The sequence below is a fragment of the Idiomarina tyrosinivorans genome (assembly GCF_003987475.1).
Lineage (GTDB): Bacteria > Pseudomonadota > Gammaproteobacteria > Enterobacterales > Alteromonadaceae > Idiomarina > Idiomarina tyrosinivorans.
The window spans coordinates 13,825-26,523 of sequence record NZ_PIQH01000009.1 but is presented as its reverse complement, the minus strand read 5'-3'; the positions used below and the strand labels follow the sequence as shown (position 1 = coordinate 26,523).

Here is a 12,699-nt window from a genome sequence, read left to right as displayed (position 1 = left end):
GTGGTTCTTATACGGCCAGTTTTGGCAAATGACTCACTGGTCATTTTGGGAGACAGTTTAAGTGCCGGCTATGGCGTCGCAAAAAACCAAACATGGGTATCATTATTACAACAACGTTGGCAACAAGCCCACCCCAACCTGACGATCATCAACGCCAGTATTAGCGGTGAAACAACCCAAGGAGCGCTGAACCGCTTAGACAACATTTTAGCCGAGCATCAGCCTGCGGCGATATTTGTCGAGCTAGGAGGCAATGATGGCCTGCGGGGCTTTGACTTGAGCCAATTACGCCAGCGTATAAACCAAATTATTGATGCTGCGCAGCAACAGGGGGTTAGCGTCGCGCTCAGTGAGGTGCAGTTGCCGCCTAATTATGGTCCACGATTTGCGGAAATGTTTAACCAAACCTACCAACAGATTGCTGATCAGCAAGGTATTACGCTGGTGCCATTTTTCATGAAACCCTTGGTGGGTAAAGTAGGAATGATTCAAGATGACGGTATTCATCCAACAGCAAAAGCGCAACCGCTGATCGCCGACTTCTTGGAACCGTATCTATTGGATTTGGTAAAACAGGAAAGTAAACAATAAGATGGCGTCCCCTAGGGGATTCGAACCCCTGTTACCGCCGTGAAAGGGCGGTGTCCTAGGCCTCTAGACGAAGGGGACCCGGACTTGAAGTGTGCGTGACGAAAATGGCGTCCCCTAGGGGATTCGAACCCCTGTTACCGCCGTGAAAGGGCGGTGTCCTAGGCCTCTAGACGAAGGGGACGCAACGATACTCGTTCCGCGTGGTAGATGAAATGGCGTCCCCTAGGGGATTCGAACCCCTGTTACCGCCGTGAAAGGGCGGTGTCCTAGGCCTCTAGACGAAGGGGACGCAATATTCACTTACCGACTGTTGAGTTTTTGGTGGAGCTAAGCGGGATCGAACCGCTGACCTCTTGCATGCCATGCAAGCGCTCTCCCAGCTGAGCTATAGCCCCACAGATTGCCGTGCAAGTCTGTCTCAACAGCGGGGCGCATTCTATTGTGCAGAGCTTGTTAGTGTCAACAATTTTTTGGCAAAAAACCGTTACTTGACGATTTTTGCGGCAAATCGCTGAAATAACCGCCAACCCCTGCACCAAGACCCGTTACTGGTTCGCTTCGCGCTCGGCAATAAAGTCTAACGCCAAGTCGATACGCGCCAACACTACCGACTGCGGAATAAGCGCCAAGGTGACATCCAATGACGGCGAGTTACCACCACCTGTCGCGGCTACGCGCAGAGGCATCCCTACTTTGCCCATGCCAACGTCAAGGTCGGCAGCCGCTTGGTGAATGGCTTGTTGAATAGCTTCTGCCTGCCACTCGTTAACGTCAGCTAAGCGTTGTTTAACCTGTTGCAGAGGTTCCTTCGCGACTGGACGCAAATGTTTTTTCGCCGCTGTCGGCTCAAAACTCTCTACCGACTGGTAAAAATAGCGGCTCATTTCCGCCATTTCTTTCAAGGTCTTCACCCGCTCTGCTTGCAAAGCAACAACCTCTGTTAGCACTGGACCATGACTGGTATCTACCCCAATTTGTTCAAACTGCCATTGTAATTGTGGCGCAACCTGCTCCGCCGGTAAGGTTTTCATGTAATGTTGGTTAAGCCAATTTAGCTTCTCGGTATTAAACGCTGAGGCCGCTTTGTTGACATCGTCGAGCGAAAAATATTTGATCAACTCTTCACGACTAAAAATTTCTTGATCGCCGTGCGACCAACCTAGCCGTGCTAAATAGTTGATCACTGCCTCAGGTAGATAACCGTCATCACGGTATTGCATCACGCTCACTGCACCATGACGTTTTGACAGCTTCTTACCGTCATCGCCTAAAATCATCGATACATGGGCATACTCTGGCACTGGCGCACCTAGCGCTTGAAGAATATTAATCTGCCGCGGCGTATTATTGATGTGGTCTTCACCACGCACCACGTGGGTGATACCCATATCCCAATCATCAATCACCACACAAAAATTATACGTCGGTGTGCCGTCGCTGCGAGCGATGATTAAATCATCCAACTCGGTGTTAGCAAATTCGATCCGTCCGCGGATATGATCATCGAACACCACACTGCCCTGCTGCGGGTTGCGAAAACGAATGACATAGCTGTCGCCTGAAACGTTTGGGTTATCGCGGCAGTGGCCGTCATAACGCGGTTTTAAGCCAGCCGCCATTTGCTCTTCGCGCATTTTCTCTAAGCGCTCCGCTGAGCAATAACACTTGTAGGCTTTATCTTCAGCCAGTAGTTGCTCGATCAATTGCTGATAACGGTCGAAGCGTTGGGTTTGATAAAAAGGTCCTTTATCCCAATTGAGGCCAAGCCAGTTCATCCCTTCCAAAATGGCGTCGATGGCAGGCTGAGTCGAACGTTCGCGGTCGGTATCCTCAATACGCAGCACAAACTCGCCACCCTGAGCTTTTGCGACTAACCAAGAATACAATGCTGTCCGAGCTCCACCGACGTGCAGATATCCGGTTGGGCTGGGCGCAAAACGTGTGACGACTGCCATGATTTATCCTTTCATTATTGATGAGCAAAAAGTTGCGCCCAATTTTATCAAGAAGCCGAACAAAGCGCATTAACGAATCACAAACGATTAAAAACCCAGCAAACAAACGTGATTCCGAAATTTTTGTTTGACAGCGGCATTTCGCGCCCTATAATGCCTCCTCGCAACGACGCGGAAGTCGGTAAGTGGATGGTTAGCTCAGTTGGGAGAGCATCGCCCTTACAAGGCGAGGGTCACTGGTTCGAGCCCAGTACCATCCACCAATTTCCGGCGTAGCATTCCTCCCTAGTGTGGATGGTTAGCTCAGTTGGGAGAGCATCGCCCTTACAAGGCGAGGGTCACTGGTTCGAGCCCAGTACCATCCACCAATCTTTCTTTACCTTAGCCGTTCAAATATTCGTGCAACTCATCGATGAACACTCTGACCTTAGGCAGTCGTTGACGGCTTTCTGGGTAAAGCGCCCAAATACCATCATCGGGTTGTCGGTAATCGGCTAAGACTTCGTCTAATTCGCCTTGTTTAATCGCCTCCACCACATAATAGTCTGGCAGTAACGCCAAACCTACGCCTTGTTTTGCCGCGTTGACCAATACCACCCCACTATTCGCCTGTAATCTCGCCTGTAATCGTTGCTGCGGCTGCCAGCGAATGATTTCGCCGTTCGCTTGAAAGCGCCAGTGATTGATAGATCCCGTAAGGCAGGCGTGTTGCTGCAGGTCTTCAATGCTGCTCGGACGCCCATACTGAGCAAAATAGCTTGGCGCTCCAACTAAATAGTGGTGCCGGCTGCCAAGTTTGCGCGCATGCAGGCGAGGGTTCCCCAACTGGCCTAAACGAATGGCTACATCGACATGCTGCTCAAGTAAGTTGAGCGTGTCATTGCTTAATTTTACGTCGACTTGGCAATCGGGGTAACGCCGCAGAAAGATGCTGAGAAAAGGGCTTAACACCTGTTCCCCGTAAAATACTGGCGCTGTTATCCGCAACAAACCTTGCGGTTGTTCTCGCCTTGCCATAACCGCTAAGTCGGCCTCTTCCCTACCCTGCAACAAGTGCTGGCAATGCGGCAAGTACAACTGCCCCTCGTCGGTTAAACGGGTGCGCCGCGTCGTTCGATAGAGCAACTGAATGCCGAGCCGTTGCTCCAGTGTTGCGATATTACGGCTGACTTGTGCGACCGAAATGCCGAGCTGCTTGGCTGCAGCGGTCAAACTGCCGGTTTCCGCGACTTGGACAAATTCGTCAATCCCTATCCATGCTTTCATTTGTGTTTTTCATATATGCAAAAGTTATTTGCCATTATGACAGATTACCTCTGTAACTGAAAAAGCTAAACTATACCTAACTGTTAATCAGTCATTTAGGAGTTCTAATGGAAACCATGAAGACCCGTGCAGCGGTAGCGTGGGAAGCCGGCAAACCGCTAAGCATTGAAGAAGTCGACTTAGAGATGCCTCGCAAAGGCGAAGTATTGGTTCGTATTGTTGCAACCGGTGTTTGCCATACTGATGCTTACACCTTGTCAGGCACTGACCCTGAGGGCGTCTTTCCTGCCATTCTTGGCCATGAAGGCGGCGGCATTGTAGAGGCCGTTGGCGAGGGCGTCACCTCACTCGAAGTCGGCGACCATGTGATTCCGTTGTATACCGCTGAATGTGGCGAGTGTAAGTTCTGCCGTTCAGGTAAGACTAACTTGTGCCAAGCTGTGCGCGAGACGCAGGGCAAAGGCCTAATGCCAGATGGAACGACTCGGTTCTCCAAAGATGGGCAACCGATCTATCACTACATGGGCACGTCAACCTTCGCTGAACATACCGTAGTGCCTGAGATTTCTCTCGCTAAAGTGCCAAAAGAAGCGCCTTTAGAAAAAATCTGTCTGCTCGGCTGTGGCGTGACAACAGGCATGGGTGCCGTAAAAAATACCGCAAAGGTCCAACCGGGCGACACGGTTGCCGTGTTTGGCCTTGGCGGCATAGGCTTAGCCGTTATCATGGGTGCGGTAATGGCCAAAGCATCGCGCATCATTGCCATTGACGTTAATGAAGATAAGTTCGATATCGCCAAGAAACTCGGCGCGACCGATTTTGTTAACCCTAGCAAACACGACCAACCGATTCAGCAAGTGATCGTCGAGATGACCGACGGTGGCGTTGACTTCTCATTCGAATGTATTGGTAACGTAGATGTGATGCGTGCCGCGCTAGAGTGTTGTCACAAAGGTTGGGGCGAATCGGTGATCATCGGAGTTGCCGGTGCGGGCGAGGAAATTTCTACACGTCCATTCCAACTGGTCACAGGTCGGGTCTGGAGAGGTAGCGCTTTCGGTGGTGTCAAAGGCCGCAGTGAATTACCGGATTACGTCCGCCAGTACATGGATGGAAAATTTGATTTAGATACCTTTATCACTCATACCATGCCATTAGAAAAAATCAACGAAGCCTTTGATTTAATGCATGAAGGTGAGTCGATTCGTTCGGTGATTCATTACTAAGGAGTGTTTCATGGAACTGGTTAGTGAGACGCGCTGTTTTGACGGGCGCCAACAACAATATCAACACCAGTCCTCGACCCTGAACTGCAACATGCAGTTCAGCGTCTATTTGCCCCCTGCGGCGGAGCACAAGCCGGTGCCGGCGGTATACTTTTTGTCGGGGCTAACCTGTACCGACCAAAACTTCGCAACCAAAGCGGGAGCACAGCGGGTCGCGGCGAATTTGGGACTGGCGCTGATTATTCCAGACACGAGCCCCCGAGGTGACGATGTCGCAGACGCCGACGGTGAGTACGATCTCGGCTGTGGCGCCGGGTTTTATCTGAATGCCACCCAGCAACCATGGCGTCAGCATTACCAGATGTATGATTACATTGTCAGCGAACTCCCTCAGCTAGTGGAGCAGCACCTGCCACTCAATGATCGCCGCGCTATCGCTGGCCATTCTATGGGTGGCCACGGTGCATTAGTGATCGGCCTACGAAACCCAGCGCGTTATCTAAGTTGTTCAGCGTTTTCCCCGATCAGCAATCCAAGCAACTGTCCATGGGGTGAAAAGGCGTTCAGTGCCTATTTAGGAGACGATAAAGCGGCGTGGAAGCAGTACGATAGCTGCGAGCTGTTGCGGGAATTTGGACAGACATTGCCACTGCGGGTCGACCAAGGCTTAGCTGACAACTTCCTTGACCAGCAGTTAAAGCCCGAGGTGTTGAAGCAAACGTTAAGCGATGTTGGTGGCGACGGCAAGGTACACTTACATGAAGGCTATGACCACAGTTACTACTTCATCGCCTCGTTTATTGAGGAGCAATTGCGCTTCCATGCCCGTTACTTGCAACAATAATGGCATTTATGAGTCGGCAGTAGACGAACGCGTTTCGTTTACTGCTGACGCCATTGCAGTGCGATAAACGCGCCAGTGTCGTGAGTTTAAACAATACCATAACGCCCAGCACCAACTGAATAACAGCAGCGCTCTGGGTACACTGAAATGGCCGTGAAACTGCACTAAGGTCAACCAGCTCAGCAGCACGGCATCAAGCAGCAGCGAAAATACCAATAATGGCTGGATCCAACGCATCAGGCGGTTCCAAAAGTTCGGTTTATCCTCGCGTACCAGGGTAATCACTAGCATCGCCAGCAATGCCGGCAAGCCCACTAACACAGCTAGCAGAAATTGTTCTTCGGTGGCAAAAAACAGCCCTAACAAGCGCGTCCTGTCTTCGCTAAAAGTCAGGCTTATCGCCCAGGCGATGTAACCGCGTAGTAAAAATGCGACAACCAATAAAATACCGTTAGGCAACTGCAGTTGGCCGTCTCCGCGACGGTAACGGAATGTCGAAAAGGTCGGTTGACTCATGCTAATTACTGATCCATTTAATCGCTTTAAGGCTACTGATCAAAACCCACAGGTTAATCATCTGTAAGAAAGAGGACACGATGTACGATCTCTATTATTTCCCAACACCCAATGGGCATAAAATCACGCTAATGTTGGAAGAGTGTGAACTACCTTACACCATCCACACGGTGGACATCACCAAAGGCGACCAATTTGATCCCGAATTTCTGAAAATTAGTCCGAACAACAAGATGCCGGCATTGGTCGACAATGAGACCGAAGCAGCCTTTGCACTGTTTGAGTCGGGCGCAATTTTACAGTACTTAGCGGAAAAAACCGGACGTTTTCTACCGGCCAAAGGTGCGGCACGTTATCAAGTCTTGCAGTGGCTAAATTGGCAAATGGGCGGACTTGGCCCGATGCTGGGACAGAACCACCATTTCTTCAATTATGCCCCGGAAGCACTCCCGTATGCTCAACAGCGCTACTTAAAAGAAACAAAGCGGCTTTATAAAGTACTAGACAAGCAGCTTGCCGACAAAGAATACATCGCCGGAGAATATTCCATTGCAGATATGGCAGCTCATCCGTGGTGTCGTTCTTGGGACAAGCAACATATTGATATTAACGACTATCCCAATGTCAAAGCTTGGCTGGAACGGATTGAGCAGCGCCCTGCTGCACGCAAGGCGTATGCGATTGAAGAACGTTATCAACGGCCTACTGAGGTCAGCGATGAAATGCGCCACAACATGTTTGAGCGCGAGGCAGACTAATCTAGCCCACCAACTTCAGTTGTTCGCGCAACTCTGCCACTTCGTCGCGGAGTTGTGCGGCTTTTTCAAACTCCAAGTTTTTCGCCGCCGCCAACATGGCTTTCTCGATATCATCAATCTGGCGAATAATTTCTTTCGGACTGCTGGGGATTGAGGTTTTTGAACCGTAGCCCGCTCGTGGTTCTGCGACCTCGCGCCCTTTCCGCTTACGCGCAGCATTACCGCCCAAATCCATCACATCGGTTACGGCTTTATTCAAGCCTTGAGGCGTAATACCATGTTCTTGGTTAAAGGCAATCTGCTTCGCTCGACGTCTATCAGTCTCATCAATCGCGCGCTGCATTGAACCGGTTACCTTATCCGCATAGAGGATAGCTTTACCTCTGACGTTCCTCGCCGCGCGACCGATGGTCTGAATTAACGAACGGTCAGAACGCAAGAACCCTTCTTTGTCGGCGTCAAGAATCGCCACCAAAGAAACCTCGGGCATATCCAAGCCCTCACGTAACAGGTTAATGCCCACCAACACATCAAATTCACCCAAACGTAAGTCGCGGATAATTTCCATCCGCTCTACGGTATCAATATCTGAGTGCAGATAACGCACGCGAATTCCGTGCTCATCTAAATAGTCAGACAGATCTTCTGCCATTTTTTTGGTCAGCGTGGTTGCCAACACTCGTTCGTTAAGCTCTACTCGGAGCCGCACTTCTGACATCAGATCGTCGACCTGCGAAGCGACTGGGCGAATTTCAATTTCTGGGTCCACGAGCCCAGTTGGACGCACAACCTGTTCCACCACTTCGCCCGATGAGCGTTCCAACTCATACTTACCAGGCGTTGCCGAGACATAAATCGTTTGCGGCGAGATGGCTTCAAATTCCTCAAATTTTAATGGCCGGTTATCCAGCGCTGAGGGTAATCGGAAGCCATAATTCACCAAATTTTCTTTGCGTGAACGGTCGCCTTTGTACATCGCTCCCACTTGCGACACCGTGACATGCGACTCGTCGATGATCAGCAACGCGTCGTCCGGTAAATAGTCCATCAAGGTCGGTGGCGGCTCGCCCGGTGCTCGCCCTGATAGATAACGGGAATAGTTTTCGATGCCTGAGCAGTAGCCCAGCTCCATCATCATTTCGATATCAAACTGGGTACGTTGGGTAATGCGCTGCTCTTCAAGAAGTTTATTTGCAGAGAGCAACTGCTCGCGGCGCTCCTTCAATTCCACTTTAATTTTTTCTACTGCAGCTAATAAGGTTTCGCGCGGCGTCACATAGTGGGTTTTCGGATAAACCGTCGCCCGCGCCACATCGGCCTGTGTCACTTGCCCAGTGAGCGGCTCGAAAAAACTGATGCGATCAATTTCGTCATCAAACAATTCCACGCGAATTGCCATTTCTTCAGATTCCGCAGGGAAAATATCAATTACTTCGCCGCGCACACGGTAGGTCGCACGCTCAAAAGCGGCATCGTTGCGTTTGTATTGCAGTTGCGCCAAGCGTCTGAGAATGTCGCGTTGGTCAATGATATCGCCACGACGTAAGTGCAACATCATACTCATGTAAGCGTCTGGGTCGCCTAAGCCGTAGATCGCTGAAACGGAGGCAACCAGCACTACATCACGCCGTTCTAACAGTGCTTTGGTTGCTGATAATCGCATCTGTTCAATGTGGTCGTTGATCGACGCATCTTTCTCTATAAAGGTATCTGTGGTCGGCACATAGGCTTCAGGCTGGTAGTAATCGTAATAAGAGACAAAATATTCTACGGCGTTGTTGGGGAAATACTCTTTCATTTCCCCGTATAACTGCGCGGCCAAGGTTTTGTTGTGCGCCAAGATCAATGTCGGACGTTGCGATTTTGCAATCACGTTCGCCATGGTAAACGTTTTTCCCGAGCCAGTAACCCCGAGCAACGTTTGCTGTGCTAAGCCGGCGTTTAAGTTATCTAACAACGACTCGATGGCTTTTGGCTGATCGCCAGCAGGTTGATATTTTGAGGTTAACTCGAACGATTTACTCACGCGTTACTCCCAGCGCTCTTCCGTAGTTGATATCTAAACCCATAGTACGCAACAGTCGCGGTAATCAGATTAGCCACAACGCCGCCGATAAATAAACCCATTAGGTCTGCCAAGACACTACCCAAGTAACTCAATGGCACAAACATCACAAACAAACGGAACACACTGAGTAATAATGCCTTTATCGGTAAATGCAAGGCGTTAAAGCTAGAGTTCGTTAAAATAATAACGCCTTGTAAACCGTAACTCAGCGGCAATATATAGATGAACAACTCAACAATATTCTTTACCGCCTGTTCTTGTGCAAAGGCATCAGCAATGAATGATGCCAAGGCCACAAGCACAATGTAGATGACGGCTTGAATAACCAGCACCGCCTTGATGGCAGTTTTGTAAGCTTGTTCGACGCGTTGGATATTTCCCGCCCCAAGATTCTGGCTAATAAAAGGCGGCAAACTCATCGACAACGCCAGAATGATCACGCTGGCCAGCGATTCTAGCCGTGTTCCCACCCCGTATGCAGCCACTGCTGGAGCACCATATGCCGCGACAATCGCCGTTAATACCGCCATTGCTAGCGGCGTTAACATGTTCGCGCCTGCTGCGGGTAAGCCAATAGTGAGAATTTTTTTCGCTGCCACACGTGCTTCCTGCAACCAAGTGCGTTGCGGTGGCGGACTGACACTCAACAATTTTGCTCGTACCAACAAAATCACCACCAGCACCACGCCAATAGCCCATGAAATGACACTGGCATAGGCTGCGCCACGAATCCCCATAGCAGGAATAGGACCTAACCCAAAAATCAATAAGGGATCGAAAATCGCATTTAATAAACCACCGCTTGCCATAATTAAAGAAGGGGTACGAGTATCACCTGAAGCGCGCAACACCGCATTACCAATCATCGGTGTGACCAGCATTACACTACCGGCAAACCAAATACTCATGTAATCGCGAATCAATGGTAGCAACCGGTCTTGTGCCTGTAGCGCTGAAAAAATACGGTCCATATTGAAAAAGCCCAGCAATGCCAAAATGGCAACCAACGCCGCCGACAATAGTAACGCGATGGTACCGTCAAACCTGGCAGAATCAGGATGGTTTGCGCCATGCTGGCGTGCAATCACTGCGGACGTTCCAATGCCCAAACCAATGGTCAGACTGATGACCGTGAAGGTAATAGGAAAGGTAAAGCTAACGGCTGCCAACGGGTCTGTGCCAAGCAGACCGATAAAAAACGTATCAACAACGTTAAAACTGATTAGCGTTAGTACACCAATTACTACAGGCCAAGTCATCTGCCACAGCGTCGTTGCAATGGGGTCGTTCAGTAGAGCGTCTCTTGACCGTTGTGCTTTCATGGCTACCTCGTGCTACAAACCGCCCGATAGTCTAACCGAAAGCACCGCCGATGACTATGAATGTCAACGACGATAATGGACTTAATTCCCCCTGATCACGTATAGTAAGAGCTTTCTTTGGCACCGAAATAAAAAGGATTTCGCTGTGAAATTTCAGCTTTCAGATCGCGTAAATGCAATTCAACCTAGCCCTACTCTAGCGGTCACCCAAAAAGCCGCAGAACTGCGTAGTGCAGGTCACGACGTTATCGGCTTGGGTGTTGGCGAACCGGACTTTGATACCCCGGATTTTATTAAACAAGCAGCGATCGCCGCGATCAACGCAGGTAAAACCAAATACACCGCCGTCGACGGCATCAGCGAATTAAAGCAAGCGGTCTGTGATAAGCTAAAACGTGATAACGGCTTGACCTATCAAGCTGACCAAGTGTTGGTTTCTGCGGGCGGTAAACACAGTATTTTTAACCTACTTAGCGCTTGGCTAAATCCCGGTGATGAGGTCGTTATTCCCGCACCATATTGGGTATCTTACCCAGATATGGTGAAACTTGTTGGTGCCGAGCCCGTAATTGTTAGCGGCGGCATTGAGCAACGCTACAAAATTACTGCCGAGCAATTACGTGAGACATTAACAGCCAACACTCGTCTGCTGTTTTTAAATAGCCCTTCTAATCCTAGTGGTACCGCTTATACCAAGGCCGAACTAGCGGCGTTGGCAGAGGTATTGCGCGACTATCCAGATGTGCTGATTGCAACAGATGATATGTACGAACATATCTTGTGGTCGACCGAGCCCTTCGCCAATATCATGATGGCAGCACCCGATTTGCAAGAACGAACCATCATTCTTTCTGGAGTCTCTAAAGCTTATGCGATGACGGGCTGGCGCATCGGCTATGCGGCAGGACCTAAAGCCTTAATCGCTGCAATGAAAAAGATTCAATCGCAAAGCACCTCGAATCCCGCCAGTATTTCGCAATATGCGGCTTTAGCGGCGTTAGAGGGAGACCAAAGCTGTATCACTACCATGGTTAGTGCTTTTAAACAGCGCCACGACTATTTGGTAGCAGCATTGAATGATATTGATGGCATCCACTGTATTGCGGGTGACGGAACCTTCTACACCTTCGCTAATATCGAAGGATTAATGGCGACAGTCGGTATCAATGATGACGTCGACTTCTGTGAGAAACTCCTTAACGAAGCAAAAGTGGCGTTAGTTCCTGGTTCAGCGTTCGGTGCCCCTGGCCACTGCCGCTTATCTTTCGCAACAGACTTGGCGACGCTAGAAAGTGCTGTAGAGAGAATAGCGACCTTCGCCAAGCAATACCGCTAGATAGATTGGTGAGAAAAAGCGGTGGCCAATTGCCACCGCTTTTTTATACATCTAACGTTTTTTCTAATTATTACAAGCTGTTCATAATTTTACCACTTCATGCACTGGCGTCCGAGACAAATTTTTCCACTGATGTCTAGTGATTTTGGGCATGAATTTTGAACAAATGACTCAAGAAATGCACAAGGTGCTGATTCTTCACACAATACAGCAATCTCCACCATAATCGTTTCAAATATTTTTCATTAGACATAATTAAGTTGTTGTTTCTATTTGCTTTTTAATTTTTTAGGCAGTTTTTGTACAACGTCAAAAATACCTTTCAAGCCCTGTAAAAATGGGGCATCCCTGAAATTGCTCACATGGTTATCCACAGAAATTGTGGGTAAGATCGTACACCCCAAGATGCTCGGCACTTACATCGATCTGTGGATAATTTTGCTGACATAAAAATATAACATAAATAATATTTTTCGACCTTTCGCAAAGTTGACAAGCGCGAATTTTTTATTTCCTTTTCACAATTGCGCAGAAAAACGGCAGTCGAACAGGAATCGTTGAAAAAGGCCTGACAAATGGTTGACAGCCCCACCCCCTAACTATAATATTCGCCACCGTTATCGGTTGTTCCCCAGTAGCTCAGTTGGTTAGAGCGGTGGACTGTTAATCCATGTGTCGTTGGTTCGAATCCAACCTGGGGAGCCAATAACCGATACCAACCTCAGATATTCCCCAGTAGCTCAGTTGGTTAGAGCGGTGGACTGTTAATCCATGTGTCGTTGGTTCGAATCCAACCTGGGGAGCCATCTCCTGCAGC

At 49.4% G+C, this 12,699-nt stretch carries 10 protein-coding genes and 8 tRNA genes; 9 read left to right on the top strand and 9 right to left on the bottom strand.

Annotated elements, in window-relative coordinates:
- Window positions 1-21: 21 nt before the first annotated feature.
- Window positions 22-591 (top strand): arylesterase, encoded by a 570-nt coding sequence (locus CWI84_RS09735; protein WP_241968769.1) that lies wholly within the window; start codon window positions 22-24, stop codon window positions 589-591.
- Between the two features lie 2 nt (window positions 592-593).
- Here CWI84_RS09735 and CWI84_RS09730 read toward each other — a convergent pair.
- The 5 genes from CWI84_RS09730 to gltX all read right to left on the bottom strand — a co-directional run bounded on the left by CWI84_RS09730 (window position 594) and on the right by gltX (window position 2,546).
- Window positions 594-669 (bottom strand) — tRNA-Glu (locus CWI84_RS09730).
- Window positions 670-696: 27 nt separating this feature from the next.
- A tRNA-Glu gene (locus CWI84_RS09725) sits at window positions 697-772 on the bottom strand.
- A 32-nt stretch (window positions 773-804) separates the two neighbouring features.
- Window positions 805-880, bottom strand: a tRNA-Glu gene (locus CWI84_RS09720).
- Window positions 881-910: 30 nt separating this feature from the next.
- Window positions 911-986 (bottom strand) — tRNA-Ala (locus CWI84_RS09715).
- Between the two features lie 150 nt (window positions 987-1,136).
- Window positions 1,137-2,546 carry a glutamate--tRNA ligase gene (gene gltX / locus CWI84_RS09710; protein WP_126842402.1) on the bottom strand — a complete coding sequence of 470 codons (1,410 nt, stop codon included), beginning with the start codon at window positions 2,544-2,546 and terminating at the stop codon, window positions 1,137-1,139.
- Between the two features lie 187 nt (window positions 2,547-2,733).
- Between gltX and CWI84_RS09705 the strand changes: the two genes are divergently transcribed.
- A tRNA-Val gene (locus CWI84_RS09705) sits at window positions 2,734-2,809 on the top strand.
- 29 nt (window positions 2,810-2,838) lie between these two features.
- A tRNA-Val gene (locus CWI84_RS09700) sits at window positions 2,839-2,914 on the top strand.
- Between the two features lie 13 nt (window positions 2,915-2,927).
- Here CWI84_RS09700 and CWI84_RS09695 read toward each other — a convergent pair.
- Window positions 2,928-3,812: a LysR family transcriptional regulator gene (locus tag CWI84_RS09695; RefSeq protein ID WP_126842401.1), complete on the bottom strand. Its 885-nt coding sequence runs from the start codon at window positions 3,810-3,812 to the stop codon at window positions 2,928-2,930.
- A 107-nt stretch (window positions 3,813-3,919) separates the two neighbouring features.
- Here CWI84_RS09695 and CWI84_RS09690 point away from each other — a divergent pair, with 107 nt between their 5' ends.
- Both CWI84_RS09690 and fghA read left to right on the top strand, forming a co-directional pair.
- Window positions 3,920-5,038, top strand: coding sequence for an S-(hydroxymethyl)glutathione dehydrogenase/class III alcohol dehydrogenase (locus CWI84_RS09690; protein WP_126842400.1), 1,119 nt, complete (start codon window positions 3,920-3,922; stop codon window positions 5,036-5,038).
- A 10-nt stretch (window positions 5,039-5,048) separates the two neighbouring features.
- Window positions 5,049-5,882 carry an S-formylglutathione hydrolase gene (fghA, locus tag CWI84_RS09685; protein ID WP_126842399.1) on the top strand — a complete coding sequence of 278 codons (834 nt, stop codon included), beginning with the start codon at window positions 5,049-5,051 and terminating at the stop codon, window positions 5,880-5,882.
- A gap of 6 nt (window positions 5,883-5,888) precedes the next feature.
- Here fghA and CWI84_RS09680 read toward each other — a convergent pair whose 3' ends face one another.
- Complete coding sequence (locus tag CWI84_RS09680) at window positions 5,889-6,398, bottom strand: DUF2919 family protein (RefSeq protein WP_126842398.1); 510 nt, start codon at window positions 6,396-6,398, stop codon at window positions 5,889-5,891.
- Window positions 6,399-6,478: 80 nt separating this feature from the next.
- Between CWI84_RS09680 and CWI84_RS09675 the strand changes: the two genes are divergently transcribed.
- Window positions 6,479-7,156 carry a glutathione S-transferase N-terminal domain-containing protein gene (locus CWI84_RS09675; RefSeq protein WP_126842397.1) on the top strand — a complete coding sequence of 226 codons (678 nt, stop codon included), beginning with the start codon at window positions 6,479-6,481 and terminating at the stop codon, window positions 7,154-7,156.
- Between the two features lies 1 nt (window position 7,157).
- Here CWI84_RS09675 and uvrB read toward each other — a convergent pair whose 3' ends face one another.
- Together uvrB and CWI84_RS09665 are read right to left on the bottom strand one after the other, a co-directional pair.
- Window positions 7,158-9,182 carry an excinuclease ABC subunit UvrB gene (gene uvrB, locus CWI84_RS09670; RefSeq protein ID WP_126842396.1) on the bottom strand — a complete coding sequence of 675 codons (2,025 nt, stop codon included), beginning with the start codon at window positions 9,180-9,182 and terminating at the stop codon, window positions 7,158-7,160.
- Window positions 9,179-10,546 carry an MATE family efflux transporter gene (locus CWI84_RS09665; protein ID WP_126842395.1) on the bottom strand — a complete coding sequence of 456 codons (1,368 nt, stop codon included), beginning with the start codon at window positions 10,544-10,546 and terminating at the stop codon, window positions 9,179-9,181. The genes uvrB and CWI84_RS09665 overlap by 4 nt, the downstream gene beginning before the upstream one ends.
- 145 nt (window positions 10,547-10,691) lie before the next feature.
- Between CWI84_RS09665 and CWI84_RS09660 the strand changes: the two genes are divergently transcribed.
- The 3 genes from CWI84_RS09660 to CWI84_RS09650 all read left to right on the top strand — a co-directional run bounded on the left by CWI84_RS09660 (window position 10,692) and on the right by CWI84_RS09650 (window position 12,688).
- Entirely contained in the window at window positions 10,692-11,882 is a 1,191-nt protein-coding gene (locus CWI84_RS09660) for a pyridoxal phosphate-dependent aminotransferase (protein WP_126842394.1), read from the top strand.
- 628 nt (window positions 11,883-12,510) lie between these two features.
- Window positions 12,511-12,587 (top strand) — tRNA-Asn (locus CWI84_RS09655).
- A gap of 24 nt (window positions 12,588-12,611) precedes the next feature.
- Window positions 12,612-12,688, top strand: a tRNA-Asn gene (locus CWI84_RS09650).
- The last annotated feature ends 11 nt before the right edge of the window (window positions 12,689-12,699 follow it).

What these genes read in the sequence shown, in the direction of transcription:
- CWI84_RS09690 (WP_126842400.1), top strand. Translation starts at nt 3,920, where the DNA reads ATGGAAACCATGAAGACCCGTGCAGCGGTAGCGTGGGAAGCCGGCAAA.
- gltX (WP_126842402.1), bottom strand. Translation starts at nt 2,546, where the DNA reads ATGGCAGTCGTCACACGTTTTGCGCCCAGCCCAACCGGATATCTGCAC.
- CWI84_RS09680 (WP_126842398.1), bottom strand. Translation starts at nt 6,398, where the DNA reads ATGAGTCAACCGACCTTTTCGACATTCCGTTACCGTCGCGGAGACGGC.
- CWI84_RS09675 (WP_126842397.1), top strand. Translation starts at nt 6,479, where the DNA reads ATGTACGATCTCTATTATTTCCCAACACCCAATGGGCATAAAATCACG.
- CWI84_RS09665 (WP_126842395.1), bottom strand. Translation starts at nt 10,546, where the DNA reads ATGAAAGCACAACGGTCAAGAGACGCTCTACTGAACGACCCCATTGCA.
- fghA (WP_126842399.1), top strand. Translation starts at nt 5,049, where the DNA reads ATGGAACTGGTTAGTGAGACGCGCTGTTTTGACGGGCGCCAACAACAA.
- CWI84_RS09695 (WP_126842401.1), bottom strand. Translation starts at nt 3,812, where the DNA reads ATGAAAGCATGGATAGGGATTGACGAATTTGTCCAAGTCGCGGAAACC.